Below are 19,445 nucleotides of genomic sequence, written 5' to 3'. Positions count from 1 at the left end.
CATGTCATGATTTGCTCGTACATCGTACCAGGGGAACCGACATGAAAATTCAGCCTTCAGAAATGCGCCGGCATACCCGGCAGCCCATCTGGGTAGTTGTGGCCACCGTGCTTACGTTGCACCCTGTGAATCTGCCGCCGGTAAAGGTCGACTTTCACCTGACGGTCGATAGTCGGCCGCATGCAGAGGGAAGCAGCGCTGAGAATGGCGGAAAGCAGAAGTGATGGATAAGATCGATCTCTTTCGAGAGCTAGTCTCGACCTTAAGCAACGACGGCGTGCCGGACGCATATCGTGCGGCGCTTACCCTGCTGGCCGAGATACAACGCGACGGCTCGCCGCGATCGAATCAATTGCCTCTGCCGAAGCCAAGTCTGGATGCGGCATTCGAATCCACGAAGGCCCATCTTGCGGAGGTTCTTGATTGGATTTCACTTTCCGACACGGCTAGGCGTCGCGGGGAAGCGATGCTTACGCCCGACATCGCACAACTTTTGGCTGACCTCGTCATTGAAGGCGGGCATTCCCGCGCAATCATTCTGCAGGATCCGCTTTGCCTTGTGGCGTCAAGGTTGGTTACCTCAGGCATCTACGTGGAACAGTACTGTTCCGACTTTGAGGTTCCAAAGCTGTGTGCCGAAATTGCGAGCACTCCCGCCTGGACGGTCGCCGAGGGAGGGATCTTTGGAGGCAGCTCGGAATCGAATCGAGGACGAGACGGAAGAACGAATGGGCTTCTGCCATCTGAAAAAACTTCAGCACCGAAACGCGATGACGGCGTTCTAATTGCCGCTCTCCCCCTCATACCAGGAGTTTCAGGCGGTGCCCATGTGAAACAACTGCCGTACGCAGCCAGCGAAGACCTTCACGCTGTGATGTTGAGGTACGGGGCCACTGTCACGCGACTGATAGTGCTCGTTCCGAGTTCAATGCTCTATCGGACTGGGAAGGCTGCTGAATTCCGACGGGACCTCCTGTCTGCGGGACTTGTCGAATCAGTACTCGAGCTTCCTAGCGGTACAACTCCACTAGCGACGCACCAGTATTCCGCGTTAGTGCTTAGACCGTCTCAGAATCCCGTGATGGAACAGTCCGTGTTCGTTATGAATTTGCCCGAACATGCCTCTCCAGCTACCCGCGGTCGGGGACGACGAGTAGAGGTTGCATCCAGCCGTGCGCTCGCAGCAAAGATAGTCAATAGATGCGTGGACGATATCGACAACGGTCGCTTAATTTCATACCGGCAAGCACAGGAGGTCAGCTCCCTTTTGCCGCGAATGCTACTTGGAGATACCTCAGCTGACGCTTGCCAAGCTGGAGGACAGACAGCCCTACGCGACCTCGTGCGCATTGTTCGTCCGACCGCATTGCCTGAAGGAGCACACAGACCAAGCGCGGCAGTGACGACCGAGAGCATCCTACAAGCGTTCCCATATATTCGTTACGTCGAAACAATGGGCGGGCCGGATGGTGAAAGCGAGCGCAGTAAAGCTCATGAAACTGCTGCTGACCTTGAAGCTGAAGACATCATCATCGTCGTGAAGGGGACGGTCGGCGCGGTGGGACTTGTTGAGCAACCAACCAACGGGTTGATACTTCTACCAAATTCCTGCTTGGTACTACGCGCAAAAAGCCCGGCGGAAGCGAAGGCACTTTACCTTTACCTCAAGAGCCCGACAGGTATTGAACGACTACGGTCAATTGTGACCGGGAGTACGGTGCGTAACATTCGAATTGCTGACCTCAATGGTCTTGCTGTGCCAATCCCCACTGACCACACCTGCGCAATAGCGGTAAATGCGCTGAAGGCCATCAACGAAAAGACCGTCGAAATTCAGCGGCTAGAAGTGGAACGAGCGCAATTGTTAGCTGACTCACTGGAGGAAATCTCGAAAACCGGTGATTTGTTTGGGGCGTAACGGCTAACGTATGCGTAAAGCTAACCCGCGTGCTTGGATACTGCTTCAGCCATCAGGCACGTCCCACATAACCCCGTCACCAGCGATGAGACTTTCTCGCATCAAAGTGACGTCAGCAGCCCAGCTGCTTCGTCACTCGAGCGAACTCGCTATAACGCTATGATTACGGCATCTCCGCGCTCCAAATTCAGTCCCATGCCCTTCCGGCTCAAATCCGCGCTCCATCAGGTTAGCAACTTCGATTACGAGACCGTCAAGATCCACCGCCGGCACCTGCCGTCTACGGTCACGGCGCCGCTGCACATCTAAGGGGCATTGGCATGGAGCAATCAGAGCTGAAGGCCCTACTTGGGCAGTTGATCACTGCGTGGGAGAGTGAGGTCGTGGAGTTCAAACAGGCAGGCAACGACTACCATACGGACAAGATCGGCGAGTATTTCTCTGCGTTGTGCAACGAAGCCAACCTACGTGGTGCTGAACGCTCCTGGTTAGTATTTGGCGTCAACGACAAATCGCGTGCCGTCGTAGGGACGAACTATCGTCCGGAGCCGGATCGGCTCAACAACCTAAAGAACCAAGTCGCACAAGGCACTGAGCCGAGCATCACATTCCGCAACATTCATACTCTGAACGATGATTGTGGTCGCGTAGTGTTATTCGAGATTCCCGCCGCACCACGGGGCATCCCCATCGCTTGGAAGGGCCACTATTACGCTCGCGCAGGTGAGAGCCGAATTCCTTTGGGTTTGGACAAGCTAGACGAAATCCGCCAGCAAACCATCTCGCAAGATTGGACCGCTCAGGTTGTTGTAGACGCGACGCTTGATGACTTAGATGAGGCTGCGGTACGCAAGGCCCGAGAGTCCTTCGGGCAAAAATATGCCAACCGCTTCGCGCCGGATGAAGTTACGAACTGGCCTCTGGCGACGTTCCTGGATCGCGCCCGTATCACTCAAAATGGTCGGATTACGCGCACCACGTTGCTGTTGTTAGGCAAAGCTGAATCCACGTGGCGCCTGTCACCTCATCCGGCACAATTGACCTGGAAGCTGGACGGCCCAGAACGAGCCTACGAGCATTTCGGCCCGCCCTTCTTGTTGAGTACATCCCGCCTGTATCAGCGTATTCGCAACATCCAACTTCGACTATTGCCACTGGACGAATTGCTACCGATCGAGGTCTCGAAGTATGACCAGAAGATCGTGCTGGAAGCGTTGCACAACTGTATCGCGCACCAGGACTATGCTCGCAACGGTCGTATCGTGGTAACTGAGCGTCCGGATCAATTGATTTTCGAAAACGAAGGCAGCTTCTTTGAAGGCTCGCCGGACGACTACCTCGAGGGCAACAAGATCCCAAGGCGCTACCGCAATCCGTTCTTGGCGCAAGCCATGGCCGAGTTGAACATGATCGACACAATGGGGTACGGCATTCATGACATGTACGCTCGTCAGGCTCGGCTGCGTATTCCGGCGAACGTGATCACGCATTTCGGCGGATCGTGATCATGGATTCCGAATGATCGTGATCACCCGTTTCGGTTGATCGTGATCGCTGATCACAGGTTTCCGAAACGCGTGATCACGATGCCGGAATGAGCGATCACGGGACCGAAACGGGTGATCACGTAACCGGAACGTAATCCGGGTTTGAGTCTGGCGGTGGCGTTGCGCATGTATTCACCGACGGCGTTAGCCTGCTCCCTTTTTTGCGGGAGAAGTGCCGATGCCGACACCTCGGATGAGCATGCGCAAATTGAAGGAAGTCCTGCGACTAAAGTGGGCGTGTGGCCTGACGCATCGGCAGATCAGCCGGGCTATCGGCATCAGCGTCGGTGCCGTCTCGAAGTTCGCGGCCCAAGCCAGCCAGGCGGGACTCGATTGGGCGGCAGCCGAAGCAATGTCCGACGACGAACTGGACGCGCGCCTGAGGCCTGCGGCAACCAATGCCGCGGCGACGACGACGCGACGCATCGAGCCCGACTACACGGCATTGCATCGCGAGCTGCGCCGCAAGGGCGTGACGCTGCAACTGCTGTGGGAAGAATACGCTGAAGCGAACCCCGGCCAGCGGACGTACCGCTACACGCAGTTCTGCCAGAAGTACAAGGACTGGGCGAAGTCGATCAAGCGCTCGATGCGTCAGCAGCACCGCGCCGGCGAGAAGCTGTTCGCGGACTTCGCGGGTCCCACCGTGCCGGTCCTGGCGAGCGATGGCGGCGTCGAGTTCGAGGCGCACGTGTTCGTTGCCGTGCTCGGCGCATCCAACTACACGTTCGCGTGCGCGACGCGCACCGAGACGATGGCGGACTGGATCGGCAGCCTGTGCGATGCGCTAGAGTTCATTGGCGGCGTGCCCGAGCTGCTCGTGCCCGACAACCCGAAGGCGCTGATCGCGCGACCCGACCGTTACGAACCCGGACTCGGCACGACCACGCAGGACTTCGTGAACCACTACGGCACCGCGATGCTGCCGGCGCGTCCGCGCAAACCGCAGGACAAGGCCAAGGTCGAAGTCGGCGTGCAGATCGTCGAGCGCTGGGTGCTGGCCCGACTGCGCCACTATCGCTTCTACAGTCTGGCTGAACTCAACAAGGCGATTGCAGAACTGATCGCCGACCTAAACCAGCGCCCGTTCAAGCGGCTCGAAGGCAACCGGCGTGAATGGTTCGAACGGCTGGACCAACCCGTCCTGCGCCCGTTGCCCGTGCGTCGCTACGAGATCGCCACCTTCCAGAAGTGCCGTGTGAACATCGATTACCACGTCGATGTCGGCGGCCACTATTACAGCGTCCCGCATAGCCTCGCACGGCAGGAGGTCTGGGCGCGTATCACACGCCACGGCGTAGAGATCCTGCATGGCGGCAAGCGTGTCGCTGCGCACGCTCGCTCGCGCCTCAAAGGCAAACACACGACCATCGCCGAACACATGCCGGCTGCGCATCGCGCGCACATGGAATGGACGCCTGGGCGCCTGCTCAACTGGGGCGCATCCGTCGGCCCCGGCGCCGAGGCTGTCGTGCGGCATCTGCTGACCAACAAACCTCACCCCGAGATGGGCTATCGCGCCTGTCTCGGTCTTCTCTCGCTCGCGCGCAAGTACGGCAAACACCGCCTCGAGGCCGCATGCCAGCGTGCATTGAAGATCGGCTCGCCCACGCGTCGCTCCGTGCTGTCAATCCTGGAAGCGGGACTTGACCTGCAGCCCTCGCTCCCGACCACGCCCGCCGAATGGCGCTCGCCCGAGCACGAGAACGTGCGCGGCCCCGACTACTACCACTGACCCGAAGGAGGTCACGATGTTGATGCAGCACACCCTTACCCAGCTAAAGGCGCTCAAACTGGACGGCATGGCTCGCGCGTTCGAGGAGCAGTCAACGCTCACGGCAAGCACCAGCCTGTCATTCGAGGAACGCGTGGGCATGCTCGTAGATCGCGAGCTGGCCTGGCGTGATACGCGACGACTCGAACGTTTGCTGCGCGCCGCGAAGCTCAAGAACCCACAGGCCTGCGTCGAAGACATTGAATACCGGCAAACCCGTGGGCTGGACCAGCGCATCGTCGCCACGCTCGCCGGCTGCGACTGGGTGCGCAATGCTCAGAACCTGATGTCGCGGGGCGGCGTAAAGGAGCCGGGGATGGGCGGCGTAATGGCGCCAGCAGAACCGGGGGTAAAACGCGGATTCGAACGGTTTCAAGGTTGCGGTTTTTTGCCGTTTTTGGCAACTGCATTTTGAGGGGGATCTGGCATCGGTTTCGGGGTGCGGTAACTGTCGCCCTCGAGGACGAGCCGGTAGGCGCCGTGGCGTAGTCGGTCGAGTGTGGCGGTGCCGAGGATGCGGTTGTCGGGGAACGCGGCGCCCCATTCACCGAAGTCGAGATTCGACGTCAGGATGGTCGCCGCGTGCTCGTAGCGGGCCGCGACGAGATCGTGGAAGTCCTCGTCCTGCGGGGTACGTAGCGGTTTGAGCGCGAAGTCATCGACGATCAGCAGCGGCACCCGGGCGTACTGCTGGAACTTGCGGTCATAGGCGCCGGTGGCGCGCGCGGCGTTCAATCGCTTGAGCAGCTCGGTCTGCGAGATGAACAGCACATCGCGGCCTTGGCGGGCGGCGCAGTGGCCCAGCGCCTGGGCCAAGTGGCTTTTGCCGGTGCCGGTTGGACCGGCGATCAGGATCGCGACCTTCTCGTCGAGATACCGGCCTGTCGCGAGATCATGAACGTGTGAGCGGTTCAACGTAGGCAGCCGGTCGAAGTCGAACGTCTCGAGCGTCTTGCCCATCGCGAAGCCGGCGCGCAGCAGACGGGTGCCGAGCTTCTTGTGTTCGCGACGGGCAACCTCGTCGTGCAGCAGCATGGCAAGGAACTCGGTATAGGCGAGCTGCCCGTCGATCGCCTGACGGTTGCGCTGCTCAAGCGAGTCGAGGATGCCGGACAGGCGCAGCTGTTTGAGGATGGAATTCAATTCGGGACTCGGGTTCATGGTGTCAGTGGATCAGCAGGGATTGGAGATCACGGCCGAAGCGGCCGCCGTTCTGGTAAGCGCCAGTCGGGGCCGACGCGGGACGCGGCACCGGTTCGCTGTCCAGGCCTTTGTCGAGGATGCCCTTGATGGTGCTGTACTTCGCGCTGCTGAACGCGAGCGCACGCTCGCAGGCTGCTTCCAGCCTCTGATCGCCGACTTTCTGTCGCAGCCGGATGATCCCCTGCGCGCCGCGCAGGTTGACGAGCACCTTGTCGTTGAACAGCGCGAGGATCACGCCGTGGCACGACGGCCCGATCTCCTTCGCGCGCGCCAGACACCACTGCGGATCGTGCTCGAGCCAGGCCTGCGCTTCGGGCGGCTGGTGATCTCGCACCGTGTGGCGACCGCCGGCCCGCTGCCGCGGATGGGTTGCGACGAGTTCATGCCGATGGAACAGCTGGATGACCGTATCGGTCGCCTTCAGCCAGAGCGACTTGCCGACGAGCGTGAACGGTGCAGAGTACAGCGCGTGCTTGTAGACGACGTGGCCGTCGCGATGGACCGCCACCTCCTTCCAGACCGACAGTACCGGCGGCACGTCCGGCAATGCAGCGAGCAACGGGCGCTCGACGCCGAAGCGCGTCAGCGGCCGTTCGTGGACGGTGCCGTGGATACGAGTGCCGGCCTGCTGCATCACCCATTCGCGCAGTTGCCGGTTGGCGTCGGCCAGATCCCGGAACTCGCGCAGCGGCACGAAGGACTTCTTGACGTATTTGACGCCCGATTCGACGACGCCCTTCTTCTGGGGATCGTGCGGCGGACAGGCGTCGATCCGGAATCCATATCCCTCGGCAAGCGCGGCGTACGAGCGTTGCACCGCCGGCTCGTATCGACACGCCCGGATGATCGCGCACTTCGCGTTATCGATGATGACCCGGTCGGGACAGCCGCCGAACCATTCGAAGGCGCGCCGGTGGCTGGCGAGCCACGTCTCGACGGTCTGGTCCAGCACGATCTCGGCATACTGGTGGCGCGACCAGCACAACGTCATCACGAAGATCCACGTCCGGACCGCAATGCCCTCGACCGTCAGCACGGGTCCCGCGCCGAAGTCGACCTGCGCGGCGTCGGCCGGTGCGAAGTCGAGGATCGTTGTGGTGGCCACGCTGCGCTCGGCAGCCAGATGGCGCAGCATGCGCTTCACGGCACAATAGCTGCCGGCGTAGCCATGATTGCGTTGAAGGGCGGCATGGATCGTGGTGCCCTGAACGCCGGCGGCAAGCCATTCGCGGACCTGTTCGCGATATGGCTCAACCGTCGACACACAGGTGTGCGGCAGGTGCGGCGTGCGCCCGAAGACACCCGCGATCGTAGCGTCGTCCGGCAGCGGCTGCACCGGATCCAGCCAACTACGCGCTTCAGCCTCGCGGCGCACGGTCGTCAGCTTCTTGCGCCCCATCAAACCGCCGCGCGCGATGTCGCGGTCAGAATCGCCTTGCCGCATGCGGACAAGGACTTGGCGGTATTCAAACAATTCGAACCTCCTGTTGGCCATGGACGCTCCGTTCAAAAAGAACGGAGCGTACCGACTCGGAAAGTTCGAACCGCGTTCTCGCCCTGATGCTGCTGGCGCCTATGCGCCGCCCCTAACGTGGCGCCATTACGCCGCCCTTGGACTGGCGCCTATGTGCCGCCCCTCAAGTGGCGCCCTTATGCCGACCCCGCATTGGCTCCATAGCGCCGCCCCGTGACACCTGATCCTGACCGGCCCCACCGGCGCGGGCAAGACGTGGCTCGCTTGCGCGTTCGGCCAGCAGGCGTGCCGGCAGGGCTTCTCCGTGTTCTATGTGCGCGTCGCGCGGCTGTTCGAAGAGCTGAAAATCGCGCACGGCGACGGCAGCTTCACACGTCGGCTTGCGCAACTCGCGAAGATTGATGTGCTGATCCTCGACGATTGGGGCTTGCAGGATCTCGACCAGGCGGCGCGCAATGATCTGCTTGAGGTACTTGATGATCGTGTCGGTACGCGCTCGACTGTGATCACCAGCCAGTTGCCGCTCGAACACTGGCACGCGTGGCTGCAGGACCCCACGCTCGCCGATGCGATTCTCGATCGGCTCGTGCATCAGGCCCACAAGCTTCCGGTCAAGGGCGATTCGATGAGAAAGAAAACGAAATCCGAGTCCGCTGACGCCTGATCGTGATCACCGTCGCTATAATCCATTGACCGCGCAACACCACCTTCCAGACTGATCACGTTCGCCGAAACGATTGATCACCATCGCCGAAATCCGCAGGCTCGGCGTTATTTCCCGATGCCGGACTACGATCTGGACGAGGCCGGTGCAGTGAAGCTGACGATCTATGGTGGTGTAGTCGACCCAGCATACAGTCGCTTATTGATCCAGCAGACCGATCTGCCACTGGCGGACGTGTTGGCACTGGATCGCATACAGAAGAAGCTCCCCATTCCCGACGATGCGGTGGCACGCTTGAAGCGCATGAAACTTATCGAAGGACGCAAGCCGAACTACTACGTGTCTGCAGCTGTGGCTGAAGCGACGGCGAACAAGGCCGACTACATCCGCACGCGTGCGCAAGACGATGAGTTCTATGCGAAGCTGCTGACCGACTACCTCAGAAAGTTTGACGAAGCAAACCGCACCGAGATCAACAAGTTGCTGCTCGACAAACTTAGTGATGCTCTAACGGACAAGCAGAAGTACAACAAGGTCAGCAACCTGATCACAAAGCTCCGTCGCCGCGGTGTGATCGTGAATACGGGATCGGACGCGGCACCGTGCTGGCAGCTTGCAGAGAGACATGCCGAGAAAAATTAGAGCTCCGCAGAGAGCCGCCCCAAACAACCCATACAAATCAATGACTTAAAAGCTTACCATCACCCAAATTTGCAGAGAGATAGCAGAGAGGGGGCGTTGCAGCGGGCACCGCAGCCGAACTCGAATAGAAGCGCCTCCTGCTATTATTGGGGTCCGATTTGATAATAGATGGCAAAAAGAGGGAAACATGGCCCGTATGTGGATGGTGCGCGGTGAGGGCGGAAGCCTCTACGATGCGTTTCGTGAGCGCGGCGTAGCAGCCATCGGCTGGAACCAGCTGGCCGCACACGCCAAACCGGGGATTGATCGCAAACAGCTGATTGATCGGTATAAATCGGCCGAGCCGCAAGCAAAGCACGGGACAGTCGTCTCAGGTGCATCCCAGGTATGGCGGTTCGTCAACGAAATTCAAAAGAACGACTGGATCGTCACCTATTCACCGGCCAACCGCACCTATCTGGTTGGCACGGTTACAGGGCCTGCTGAACACCATCCGGACTGGGCGGAGCAAAACATGCCTCTGGCTCGAGAGGTACAGTGGCAGTCTCAGGAACTGTCGCGCGACAAACTGGGAACCTCGACCAAGAACAGCCTTGGCGCAACCTTGACTGTCTTCGAGGTTCCCTCAAGCGCTATGGCCGATGTGTTGGCTGCGTTGGGAGGAAACACAACTGTCCCGGAAGACGAAGACGATGAGGAAATTGCAGATCCGTTAGCCGATGTCGAGTCGCAAGCACTGGAACGTATCAAGGATCGCGTGAACGAACTCGACTGGGACGAGATGCAGCAGTTGGTTGCCGGCATCCTACGCGCGATGAACTACAAAACCCAGATCTCCCCACCTGGCTCTGATCGAGGAAAGGATATCGTTGCGTCGCCTGACGGCTTCGGTTTTGAACATCCGCGCATCGTCGTAGAAGTCAAACATCGACGCGAACAGATGGGAAGCCAGGACATCCGGAGCTTTCTCGGAGGCCGGCACAAGGATGATCGCGGTCTCTATGTCAGTACGGGTGGTTTCAGCAAAGACGCGCAATACGAGGCCGACCGCGCCTCAATCCCGTTGGCGTTGTGGACGCTCGATCATGTTGTCCGCGCCCTTATCGAGCATTACGACAAGACGGATGCGGAGACGAAACGCATCATTCCGCTGAAACGGCTCTACTGGCCAGCTTAATTAATGGCTTGCCCGACGCAAGTTCTTTGAATTGCATGCCAATCACAGCAGCCAGATTACCGAGCAGGCCCTGTCGTTCTTTACCGCGCTCTACGACATCGAACGCGAGGCTGCGGCACTGGATGCCGACGAACGGCAGCGGCTTCGCCAGCGCCGGGCCAAGCCGGTGTGCGACGCCCTTTATGAATGGCTGATGGCGCAGCGCAAACTCGTTGCCGAGGGCTCGGCGATTGCGAAAGCGCTGGACTACAGCCTGAAACGATGGGACGCACTCACGCGCTATCTCGATGACGGGAATGTGCCGATCGACAACAACTGGGTCGAAAACCAGATCCGACCGTGGGCAGTCGGTCGGTCCAATTGGTTGTTCGCCGGATCACTGCGTGCGGGTCAGCGCGCGGCCGCCATCATGAGCTTGATTCGATCGGCGCAACTGAACGGGCTCGATCCGCTCGCCTATCTGAAGGACGTCCTCACACGCTTGCCGACCCACAAGGCCAGCGACATCGACGCGCTGCTGCCGCATCGCTGGCAGCCATACTCGAACGCCGCCTAAACTCGCTCGTCAAGACGCGTTGGCTAGCCGCTTACGGTCAACTTAGCCCACAGCTTGAACTTGGTCCCGACAGGGGAATCTCTAGAGAGCTTCTTTGAACACTCGACGTGCAGGGTGACCGGATACCGACCGCCTGCGACTGGACGAATGTGAACCTTGCCACGAAGTCCGGACCGCTGCTCTGGCACAAAGCTTTCTACAACTACATGCTCATACGGATTGTCCTGGGCCATATGCCGATCTCCGTCTTACCCGATTCCGATTTTGGTTGCATCCTACATCCAGGCTGTTGGGGTGATGCTTTCGCTCCGGAATGTCGCAGATTACTTATCTCAGCAAAACCAACATCGGCACAGCGTCCGCTCCGCACCAGATGATGGCATTCTGCTCGTACTGCATGCCAAGCCGTTTCGCCGCTTCAACCGAGATCCCTGACACTAAAAGGCTCGGCTCAGCCCAGTCGCTGGATGGGTGCCGCCCGACGCCGTCGAAGTAGGGCAGGCCGAGCGCTGTTAGTTCATTGGTCAGCTTCTTTTGGCGCTCAGCGTTGGTCTCGTCGTCGCACTTTCGGCTGTATGGATTCCATGCCGTCAGAAAGGCGCTCGATTTGACGCCTGCTGCTTCGTGTAGCGCAGCGAGCGCCTTGCTCCGCTGACCGACACGCAGCGTCATGGACCATTCACCTTCCACGCAGTATAAGGTTTCACGATAGGCTTGGATCGCGGCTGGGTCGATGTTCGAATGTGTGGTCACAAGCGCTTCCCGATTGCTTTCTAGTCTGTTCAATGAGGCCAGTCTTCGTGTGCCAGTGGTGCTTGATTCAATTCTTCACGGTAGGTGCGCCAATGGGGCAGATGATGGTCCATTAACGCCATGAAACGATCGTTGTGGTGTCGTTCCGTCAAATGAACCAATTCATGGACGACGATGTATTCAAGGCACTGGGCTGGTTTTTTCGCCAGCTCAAGATTCAGCCAAATGCGACCGGCATCGATACTGCAACTACCCCACTTGGTTTTCATCTTCTTGACGCCCCAATCAGCAACCTTGATGTCAAGTAGCGACTGCCACTTCTCAAGCATAGGGGGGATCATCGCCTTCAGTTGTTCTCGATACCAGCGCTCGACGACCTTCAGGCGCTGCTCGGCGCTCATTCCTGGCCGGACCTTGAGTTCCATCGTGGTTTTGTTGCGCAGCACGATCGTTGCGGGTCCGTCGTGAAACACGACTCTGATTCGGTAGCGTCGCCCCTGGAAGTAATGGCTCTCGCCACTGACCATTTCTCGCTTCGATTGACGAGGTTGAGCCTCGAATTTCTCTCGCTGCCTGCGGATCCATCCCAGCTTGCCGATTACCGCCAAGCGAATGGCGTCGTCGCTGACCGTGAACGGAGCAGCCACACGCACTCGTCCATTCGGCGGATAGACTCCGAGGTGGAGGTTCTTGATCGACTTCCGGACGATTTCGACCGACAGCCCGCTCACCGTGATGTAGTGGTGAACCTCAGTAACCATGCTGGCTCTTCACAAGATCGAGAATTGCATCAACTCGGGCGTCGTCTTCGCCCAGGACTGATTTGATCGCATTGCGGATCTTCCGAGTCTTCATGATATTGCTGCGCCAGTCATCCTGACGAGCAACCAGGATCGCATGATCGACGCTCACCGCGAGATTCTCGTTCTTGTCGAGGTTGTCGTACAACGCCTTCTGTTCGACGGATTTCAGCGACGCAGGGTAGGTCGAGCCCGACGATGGACTTTGTGCCTGCTTTGCCAGCTTGACGAGTTCGGCAAGGTACTCTTCGTAGGCGACGGCATCAGCCTTTCGCTTCTCGATCAAAGCGTCAAGAAGCTCGGACATCTTCTCGTAGTACTTGGGATTGATCGGCTGCTCGTCGATGATGAGCTTGCGGACGTTGTTCTCAATCGTCTCTGCTACCGCATCCTTGTTCTCACGAATCCCTTTGGGAAGCTTGTCTACCGCCCCGACGCCACGCTCAACGATAAGCTGGATCAAGGACGTGTCATCGAATGCGGAAATCGTCTCGCTGTCGTCAGCTCGGATGTACGTGTCAATCAGATGGCGCATGGCCGGTTCGTACATCTTCAGATCAATATAGTCGCCGCTGGCGAGTTTGACCTCGTTGCGAACCTTTTCGAAGTGGCTGGTTTCTTCCTTCAGGCGATCGATTTCTGCGGATGAATAGCCCGCTTCCTCGAAGTCGTTGGCCAGGGCCGCATAGGCACGAATGAACGCCGCTGCAAATTTGTACAATGCGAGGCGCTTCGGCTCGTTCTCTTTCAACTGCGCAGCGTCACCGGAATCCTTGGCGCAGAAATACCGGAGATACGCTGCCGTGTTCTTTGGCGTCTCGACGGGTTCGCAAAGAGCCTTGATGGCTTCACGCGCTTCTTCGAGATGTTCCCTGGCCTTGGCCAAACGATCTTCCAGCAGGCCGGCTACGTCGTCCTTGTCGTAACCGTCGAGCGCTCCCGAGGTGTAGTCGTGGACAGCGCTACCGATGCTCTTGAACAGGTCCTTGTAGTCGATGACATACCCGTATTCCTTGTCGTCGCCATCGAGTCGGTTCACTCGACAGATCGCCTGGAACAGTCCGTGATCACGCATCTGCTTGTCGATGTACAGGTACGTCGCGGAGGGGGCATCGAAGCCGGTCAGTAGCTTGTCAACGACAATCAACAGCTTCATCTGTCCGGGCTCGTCGATGAACTTTTTCTTGACATCCTTTTCGAACGACTCCGCATCTTGGCCGTTGAGCATCTTCGTGTAGATCTCGTACTGGCTCAGTTTTTCCGTGAGCCCTTCCGCGCTTTCACCCTTGATATCCGCAGTAGCTGGCCGATAGCTAGTGACGATTGCACACTTGCCTGCGAGGTCGGTCTTGCTGAATAGCTCGTAGTATTTGCAGGCCTGATAGATGCTTCCGGATACGAGCATGGCGTTGCCGTGACCGCTCATCAACCGATCCTTGGTTGCCATGTCGAGCAGGATGTCGGCGACGATCTTCTCCAACCGAGACTGGCTGGAAAGGACTCGCTGCATGGTCCCCCATTTCTGCTTGAGCTGGGCCTTGGCGAGGTCGGTCAGCTCCTTGGTCTTCGATTCAAACCACTGGTCGATCTTCTTTGGCGAGGTGATGTGCTGATCGACGTCACGGGCCTCGTAGCGCAGATCAAGCACCACGCCGTCACGAACAGCCTCGTCGAACTTATAGGTGTGGATGTACGAGCCGAAAACTTCGAGGCTCGTTGCCTTGTCAGCCTTGAGCAGCGGCGTACCGGTAAAGCCAATGAACATCGCATTCGGCAGGATTGCTTTCATCGCCTTGTGCAGCTCGCCGGATTGGGTGCGGTGGCACTCATCGACGAAAACGTAGATGTCGCCCTTGGCCCGGAAGTCGGCCGGAAGCGCTCGCTTCATTTCCTCGACGTAGCCCGCAACATCGCCGAACTCTTCGCTGTCGTCTTTGCCGCCGAACTTGTGGATTAGCGAACAGAGCAGCCACGGCGTCGTGGCGTTGAGCTTGGTGATCAGATCGCCGCCGCTCTTCGTGCGATAGATTTCCTCGTTGACGCCCTTGAAGACCTTTTCGATTTGCTCGTCTAGCTCGGTCCGGTCTGTAATGATGAGGACACGGGCATCCTTGACGTTCTCCCGAATCCACTTCGTCAACCAGACCATCGTGAGGCTCTTACCAGAACCCTGTGTGTGCCAGATAATGCCGCCTTCCCGGCGTCTCACGTGGTTCTGTGCGGCCTTGACGCCGAAGTACTGGTTCTGGCGGCAGAGCTTCTTGATGCCAGCGTCGTACACGATGAAATCGTGGATCAGTTCAAGCAAGCGAGCCTTGCTGCAGACCTGGGTGACGTGGCGATCCAGCAGATTCTCGATCGGGCTATCTTCCTTCCACGTAAGGTAGTACTTCTCCTGCGTTTCGATGGTGCCGTAGCGAAGTCCCTCGGTATCGTTGGCCGCCATGACGAATTGCATGGTCGAAAAGAAGTGCTGAATGAACACTTTCTTCTGGTTGTCGAGGTTCTGCCGGATGCCTTGTGAGACTGAGACGGTGGAGCGCTTCAGTTCGAGCACTCCTAGAGCGATACCGTTCACATAGAGAACGATGTCAGGGCGCTTCGTGTTGGCTTTCGGATCAGCACCGTTAACTGTCACTTCCTCTGCAATACCAAAATCGTTGCTGAGGGGGTGCTTCCAGTCAATCAGCCAGACAGTCTGCACTTGCTCGCCAATTTCCGGCTTGACGTAAATGCCGTAGCGAAGCATCTCGTATACAGCCTTGTTCCGGTCGTAGATGCTCTTGCTTTGGTCGCCTGCGGCCTTATCGAGAAGATGTATGGCCCGGGTGATGAGGGCATCGTCGTAGCCCTGTCGCGTGAGGAAACTGCTCAGCAGCTCGTGGTCGACGTTCCGGTTCCCGACACGGTCGATCCAATTGCCCAGGTACTCGTACCCCAGCGTGTCCCGAAACAGCTTGACGACACGCTCCTGCGTCTTCTTCTCTTTTTGGCCGACAGTGCTCATACGAGACGGATTCTCCCAGTCAACAGTTCTTGCGTCATCCCTTGCTTGAGGGCACGGGTCTTGTCCCGCTTGTGTTCGAGTGCGGCAATTTCAGTGTCCATGTCGGAGAGGACCGAGGCAATGGCAGCTTGTTCCGAGCGTTCTGGAAAGACGAATTCTAACGATTCGATCGATTTTGGCGTTAAATTATTTATACTCGATCCCGCAAGAAGATTGCCAATTTGAATTCGGTACTCGTGAGACTGGAAGAGCAGCGATACAAAAAGGCTGTCTGCGGTTGCTTGGCGTGTGCGAAAACAACCCATGAATGCGCCGAACGTATAGTGGTCGTTTTTTTTAAGAGAAAACCGGGCGGCCTTGCCGACTAGGGCCTTGCTCCCGTTTGCCATGCAAATGAGAATATCTCCGAATTGCAACATTTGCTGCGGAGCTACCCTCTCAGCATTGACATACTGCATGTCTTCGAATACCACTGCACTACGCTGCACATTGTTGGCTCGCAGAAGTCTCTTTGTCCATTCCATGTCATAGGCTGCTAGATCCGAGTCGCCTCGGTAGCTGACACCTCTGATGCACTCGCCAATCTCGCTTAAAGCCATTTTCTTCCGTTTTCCGATAAACCCCGGTAAGCGTTGCTTTCCCGTCAGCAATTGCTGCATGGTGGCCTGCTTAATATCACGCTTTTTAGTGATAAGTTGGTCTAGTGACGAGATAAGAGCATTGATGTCGGAAAGGGTAGTGGCGATCGCTTGCTGCTCGCTCAGAGGAGGAGCTGCTACGGAGATATTTCTGACGATATTTCCGTTAAGATTTTCTTGATTTCCTGTATTGCTTAAAGTCCGAATAAATTCATACTTGCTAGACAGCAGGTGAAAGAGGTAGTCCTTATCGACTTTCTGATTAATTTCGATGGATGCACACGCTTGATTTGTAGCGGCCTCGATTCCTAGGATCGCCGTCTTGCCACGAGTTTTTCCTTGGCCATACAAGGCCATGAGCAACGTTCCGGGAGGAAACAGCTTGGCTGCTGAATTTCTGAGTCCAGCCTCTGTTATGAACTGATTTGCTTGATTTATAACAGAGAAATCAATTTCGGACGTCGTAATCCACGGAATAGTGCCGTTCCAGTATGCAGGATTTTGTCTGCTTGGAGTTCCACCGGAACTGATCACAGCGATATCACCAAGTCGGATATCCTGCCAATCTTCCGGAATTACCCCCACCTCGGTCCGCTTATAGCCGGGCTTCAGTTCCATGCGAACCCCATCTTCTTCAGGTGTTCATCGACACGAGCAGCGAGGGCATCAATCTCGGCGGTAAGCTTCGGCAATGGTGTTGTGTAACGGTCGGCCAACTCCTTAATACGTCCCGTCAGTGCCTGCGACACACGATCAAGTTCGGTCTGGACGTCTGCGGCAAGAGTAGTCAGCCATTTGTCATCAACGACCAGTGTTTTGATTTCCGCTTCAGCGAGCTTGCCGTACTGGCCCGTGACCTTGCCATCCAGAGCCTTCTGCGCGTCCTTCACCTTCCTGTTCGCCGCCGTTTCCTGCTCGATCAATTCGAGGTATTCGTTCAGGAGCTTTCGTTCGCCGGTAGCGTCAGGATCCTTCTTGATGTCGGATAGGCGAGCCTTCACGCTGACCTTCGTCAGCTTGCCCTTTTCGGTCTTGGCTTCGGCCAGCAACCCGTCTTCACCGCCATGCTCTTCGTCGAGTTCTTCCATTTGGCGGGTGATCGAATCACGCTCGGCTTCGAGCTGCTCGATGGCCTTCGCCTCGTCAGCGAAGTAGCGGGCAACGATAAGCGATGTCGGAATCAGATCCGTGTTCGGCTTGCCGTCGGCCAGCGCAGTCCACCCGTCATGAGCCAGCATGTACACATCGTCCTGCATCGTTTCAACCCAATACGTCATCAGGTGCTGGTAGACGTCGTAGGCATCGAGAAGTGGCACCGCCTTGAAGGTTTCGAGCAAGCTCTCGGAGACTGTCTCGACTAACGCCTTGGGATGGTCGCCAATCTCGATGCCGGTGAGAAGCGAGTGGTTTCCTTCCTTCCATTCATCGAAGTGGGTATGCACTGTTTCCATGAATGCGTCGAACTCTGCATGGCCGAAAATCGTTGCCTTGATGTCGCTCGCCGGAACCATCAGTTCACTATAGCCCGGACGATTTCCAGAGCCAAACAGAGCAGAGCGAAGGTTTGGCAGTACGTCCCAGTAGCGGGCGAGGTCGTCAATGTCGTGGTTCGGAATGCCGCCGAGCAGGTGAGCCGCGATGTCCTGCAAATCCTCCGGCTCGGAACTGTCGATATACCTTGGGATGTTCAGGTTGAAGTCGTTGTCAGCGATTTCTGAAACGGGCACAAGGCGGGAGAACTTCGGTATCTCCGTTTGCCTGTTGAACGCATCGACAATCTTGTGAATGTCCTGGGAGCGCAAACGATTCTTGTTACCGTCCTTTACGTAGCCCTTGCTGGCATCGATCATGAAGATGCCTTTACGTGCGCCAGCATGTTCCTTGTCGAGGACGATGATGCATGCCGGGATGCCCGTGCCGTAAAATAAGTTGGCCGGCAGGCCGATGATGCCCTTGATGTAGCCTCGCTGGACGATCTGCTTCCGGATCGTACCTTCAGCGCCGCCCCGAAAGAGAACACCGTGAGGAAGAATGACCGCTCCCTTGCCCGTGCTTCTGAGCGAGGTCAGGATGTGCAGCAGAAAGGCATAATCACCGTTTTTCTCCGGCGGAATGCCTAGGTCGAATCGGTGATACAGGTCGTTCGCAGGATCGAATCCGTTACCCCAGGCTTTCGTCGAAAACGGGGGATTGGCGACGACGAAGTCGAAGGTCTTCAGAAGGCCGTTGGCCTGGACGAAGTGAGGGCTAGACAGTGAGTTATCCTTCCAGATTTCCGCTGTCGGGCAATCGTGGAGGATCATGTTCATCTTGGCTAGTGCGGACGTGGCGTTGTCCATTTCCTGGCCATAGATAGTCAGGTCAACTCCAGCGGTGCCCTTGGCTTCGTCGTGAGCCTTGATGAGCAGCGATCCCGAGCCGCATGTGGGATCGTAGATTGTCTGGTCCGAACTCGTGGCGCTCCCGATGCCGATCACCTTCGCCATGACACGGGAGACTTCGGCTGGGGTGTAGAACTGTCCCTTCGATTTCCCTGAGTCCGTCGCAAAGTGGCGCATCAGATACTCGTATGCGTCACCGAGGATGTCGTCGCCTTCGGCTCGATTCGCCCGGAAGTCTAGCTCGGAGGTGTCGAAAATCGAAACGAGGTTGGACAGACGGTCCACCATCTCCTTGCCTTTGCCGAGCTTCTCGGGATCGTTGAAGTCGGCGACATCGATCACGCCCTTCAGGTCGTTTGCTTCGGCAAGCCTGCTGATGATCTTGTTGAGCTTATCGCCAATCTCCTTGTCGCCCTTCAAGGCAACCATGTCGGCGAAGCTCCCGCCGGCCGGTACATCGAGTAGAGCATCAGGCCGCCCGGAATATTTGTCGGAAACGTACTTGACAAACAACAGGACGAGAACGTAGTCCTTGTACTGGGAGGCGTCCATGCCTCCACGAAGTTCATCGCACCCTTTCCAGAGGGAACTGTAAAGCTCGGATTTCTTGATTGCCATAAATGGTTATTCGGTCAATAAAGGTGCGGGTGCTTGGCATGGGTTGACCTAGCGATACCCCGTCCACGTCCGTAGATATTGCGAGGATTTTACAGGTGTCGCCGACAGGACAGGAGGAGGGGGCAGACGTGAGGTCATCACTCGAAAAGCACGGTAGTGGATCGCGACACCCCCACACCTAGGCCGTTTGGCCACTCCCCGAATTTTCCATATTTCGAGATGCCCAGATAGGTAGACTCAAACAGCATCACCTCAAAAAGCGCGGGCCGCATGGGCTGCCACCCATACGACCC

The 19,445-nt window shown here is 57.6% G+C and carries 13 protein-coding genes and 3 pseudogenes; 9 read left to right on the top strand and 7 right to left on the bottom strand.

All coding sequences use genetic code 11. The annotated features are described in order from the left end of the window. Positions 1-41 precede the first annotated feature (41 nt). The 5 genes and pseudogenes from CFB34_RS24175 to istB (CFB34_RS24155) form a co-directional block, all read left to right on the top strand. Positions 42-224: a hypothetical protein gene (locus CFB34_RS24175; protein WP_143329476.1), complete on the top strand. Its 183-nt coding sequence runs from the start codon at positions 42-44 to the stop codon at positions 222-224. Beyond that, positions 224-1,918 (top strand): restriction endonuclease subunit S, encoded by a 1,695-nt coding sequence (locus CFB34_RS24170; protein ID WP_089441308.1) that lies wholly within the window; start codon positions 224-226, stop codon positions 1,916-1,918. The genes CFB34_RS24175 and CFB34_RS24170 overlap by 1 nt, the downstream gene beginning before the upstream one ends. A gap of 320 nt (positions 1,919-2,238) precedes the next feature. Further along, positions 2,239-3,423 (top strand): RNA-binding domain-containing protein, encoded by a 1,185-nt coding sequence (locus tag CFB34_RS24165; protein WP_089441309.1) that lies wholly within the window; start codon positions 2,239-2,241, stop codon positions 3,421-3,423. 220 nt (positions 3,424-3,643) lie between these two features. Next, positions 3,644-5,200: an IS21-like element IS408 family transposase gene (istA, locus tag CFB34_RS24160; protein ID WP_011875599.1), complete on the top strand. Its 1,557-nt coding sequence runs from the start codon at positions 3,644-3,646 to the stop codon at positions 5,198-5,200. 16 nt (positions 5,201-5,216) lie between these two features. Beyond that, positions 5,217-5,528 (top strand): annotated as a pseudogene (istB, locus tag CFB34_RS24155) (IS21-like element IS408 family helper ATPase IstB); the annotation flags it as partial. A gap of 83 nt (positions 5,529-5,611) precedes the next feature. Here istB (CFB34_RS24155) and istB (CFB34_RS24150) read toward each other — a convergent pair. Together istB (CFB34_RS24150) and istA (CFB34_RS24145) are read right to left on the bottom strand one after the other, a co-directional pair. Next, a complete protein-coding gene (istB, locus tag CFB34_RS24150) occupies positions 5,612-6,400 on the bottom strand; it encodes an IS21-like element ISBmu1 family helper ATPase IstB (protein ID WP_012213993.1) in 789 nt (262 codons plus the stop codon). Positions 6,401-6,404: 4 nt separating this feature from the next. After that, positions 6,405-7,916 (bottom strand): IS21 family transposase, encoded by a 1,512-nt coding sequence (gene istA / locus CFB34_RS24145; protein ID WP_027809980.1) that lies wholly within the window; start codon positions 7,914-7,916, stop codon positions 6,405-6,407. Between the two features lie 217 nt (positions 7,917-8,133). Between istA (CFB34_RS24145) and istB (CFB34_RS24140) the strand changes: the two are divergent. The 4 genes and pseudogenes from istB (CFB34_RS24140) to CFB34_RS24125 all read left to right on the top strand — a co-directional run. After that, positions 8,134-8,580 (top strand): annotated as a pseudogene (gene istB, locus CFB34_RS24140) (IS21-like element IS408 family helper ATPase IstB); the annotation flags it as partial. 117 nt (positions 8,581-8,697) lie between these two features. After that, complete coding sequence (locus CFB34_RS24135; protein ID WP_218828654.1) at positions 8,698-9,222, top strand: hypothetical protein; 525 nt, start codon at positions 8,698-8,700, stop codon at positions 9,220-9,222. Between the two features lie 187 nt (positions 9,223-9,409). Continuing rightward, positions 9,410-10,399: a restriction endonuclease gene (locus CFB34_RS24130; RefSeq protein ID WP_089438855.1), complete on the top strand. Its 990-nt coding sequence runs from the start codon at positions 9,410-9,412 to the stop codon at positions 10,397-10,399. A gap of 10 nt (positions 10,400-10,409) precedes the next feature. Next, positions 10,410-10,955 (top strand): annotated as a pseudogene (locus tag CFB34_RS24125) (IS66 family transposase); the annotation flags it as partial. Between the two features lie 327 nt (positions 10,956-11,282). Here CFB34_RS24125 and CFB34_RS24120 read toward each other — a convergent pair. Genes CFB34_RS24120 through CFB34_RS24100 form a run of 5 tightly spaced genes read right to left on the bottom strand, consistent with a single transcriptional unit; the run spans position 11,283 to position 19,152 of the window. Further along, positions 11,283-11,708, bottom strand: a complete 426-nt coding sequence (locus CFB34_RS24120; protein WP_242808699.1) for a DUF3293 domain-containing protein — start codon at positions 11,706-11,708, stop codon at positions 11,283-11,285. A gap of 29 nt (positions 11,709-11,737) precedes the next feature. Then, the gene (locus CFB34_RS24115) at positions 11,738-12,469 is read right to left on the bottom strand and encodes a SprT family zinc-dependent metalloprotease (protein ID WP_089438857.1); all 732 of its coding nucleotides are present in this window, start codon (positions 12,467-12,469) and stop codon (positions 11,738-11,740) included. Then, a complete protein-coding gene (locus CFB34_RS24110; protein ID WP_089438858.1) occupies positions 12,459-15,515 on the bottom strand; it encodes an HsdR family type I site-specific deoxyribonuclease in 3,057 nt (1,018 codons plus the stop codon). Before CFB34_RS24110 ends, CFB34_RS24115 begins: the two co-directional genes overlap by 11 nt. Continuing rightward, positions 15,512-16,771, bottom strand: coding sequence for a restriction endonuclease subunit S (locus tag CFB34_RS24105; RefSeq protein ID WP_089438859.1), 1,260 nt, complete (start codon positions 16,769-16,771; stop codon positions 15,512-15,514). The genes CFB34_RS24110 and CFB34_RS24105 overlap by 4 nt, the downstream gene beginning before the upstream one ends. Beyond that, on the bottom strand, positions 16,762-19,152 hold the full coding sequence (locus tag CFB34_RS24100; RefSeq protein WP_089438860.1) for a type I restriction-modification system subunit M: 2,391 nt from the start codon (positions 19,150-19,152) through the stop codon (positions 16,762-16,764). The genes CFB34_RS24105 and CFB34_RS24100 overlap by 10 nt, the downstream gene beginning before the upstream one ends. Positions 19,153-19,445: the final 293 nt, after the last annotated feature.

Origin of the sequence: Burkholderia sp. HI4860 (genome assembly GCF_002223045.2) — a bacterium.
Classification (GTDB): domain Bacteria; phylum Pseudomonadota; class Gammaproteobacteria; order Burkholderiales; family Burkholderiaceae; genus Burkholderia.
Note: the sequence above shows the minus strand (reverse complement) of the source record. Positions and strands in the feature narration are given on the sequence as shown.

What these genes read in the sequence shown, in the direction of transcription:
- CFB34_RS24130 (WP_089438855.1), top strand. Translation starts at nt 9,410, where the DNA reads ATGGCCCGTATGTGGATGGTGCGCGGTGAGGGCGGAAGCCTCTACGAT.
- CFB34_RS24110 (WP_089438858.1), bottom strand. Translation starts at nt 15,515, where the DNA reads ATGAGCACTGTCGGCCAAAAAGAGAAGAAGACGCAGGAGCGTGTCGTC.
- CFB34_RS24165 (WP_089441309.1), top strand. Translation starts at nt 2,239, where the DNA reads ATGGAGCAATCAGAGCTGAAGGCCCTACTTGGGCAGTTGATCACTGCG.
- CFB34_RS24135 (WP_218828654.1), top strand. Translation starts at nt 8,698, where the DNA reads ATGCCGGACTACGATCTGGACGAGGCCGGTGCAGTGAAGCTGACGATC.
- CFB34_RS24170 (WP_089441308.1), top strand. Translation starts at nt 224, where the DNA reads ATGGATAAGATCGATCTCTTTCGAGAGCTAGTCTCGACCTTAAGCAAC.
- istA (WP_011875599.1), top strand. Translation starts at nt 3,644, where the DNA reads ATGCCGACACCTCGGATGAGCATGCGCAAATTGAAGGAAGTCCTGCGA.
- CFB34_RS24105 (WP_089438859.1), bottom strand. Translation starts at nt 16,771, where the DNA reads ATGGAACTGAAGCCCGGCTATAAGCGGACCGAGGTGGGGGTAATTCCG.
- CFB34_RS24175 (WP_143329476.1), top strand. Translation starts at nt 42, where the DNA reads ATGAAAATTCAGCCTTCAGAAATGCGCCGGCATACCCGGCAGCCCATC.
- CFB34_RS24115 (WP_089438857.1), bottom strand. Translation starts at nt 12,469, where the DNA reads ATGGTTACTGAGGTTCACCACTACATCACGGTGAGCGGGCTGTCGGTC.
- istB (WP_012213993.1), bottom strand. Translation starts at nt 6,400, where the DNA reads ATGAACCCGAGTCCCGAATTGAATTCCATCCTCAAACAGCTGCGCCTG.
- CFB34_RS24100 (WP_089438860.1), bottom strand. Translation starts at nt 19,152, where the DNA reads ATGGCAATCAAGAAATCCGAGCTTTACAGTTCCCTCTGGAAAGGGTGC.